Origin of the sequence: Christiangramia aestuarii, from assembly GCF_009735585.1 — a bacterium.
Taxonomy (GTDB): Bacteria; Bacteroidota; Bacteroidia; order Flavobacteriales; family Flavobacteriaceae; genus Christiangramia; species Christiangramia aestuarii.
The window spans coordinates 1-425 of sequence record NZ_VJVW01000106.1; the positions used below are offsets into that span (position 1 = coordinate 1).

A 425-nucleotide genomic window follows, 5' to 3' on the forward strand; every position below is an offset into this window, starting at 1 on the left:
GCGCGGCCTGGGTGAAGTCGAGCATGCGCTTCAGCGGACGGACCGCCCGCGGGATCAACGCCGGGTCGACGAAGATTTCCCCGCTGCCCTCGCGCAGGCAGGCCAGGGTCCGCTCGAGCGTGTTCATCGCCATCCACGGGCAGTGCGCGCAGCTGCGGCAGGCGGCGCCGTTGCCGGCGGTGGGGGCCTCGATGAAATCCTTGTCCGGGCACAACTGCTGCATCTTGTAGAAGATGCCGCGATCGGTGGCGACGATGAAGGTCTTGTTCGGCAGGGTCTGCGCGGCCTTGATCAACTGGCTGGTCGAGCCCACGGCATCGGCCAGCGCGACCACGCTTTCCGGCGATTCGGGGTGGACCAGGATGGCGGCGTCCGGGTAGAGCGCCTTCATGTCTTCCAGCTGCTTGGCCTTGAACTCCTCGTGG

1 protein-coding gene is annotated in these 425 nt (G+C 67.3%); it reads right to left on the reverse strand.

Going from position 1 to position 425, the window contains the following annotated elements; translation table 11 throughout:
• On the reverse strand, window positions 1-425 hold a 425-nt coding region (nadA, locus tag FLP08_RS17110; protein WP_162431134.1), incomplete at both ends, for a quinolinate synthase NadA.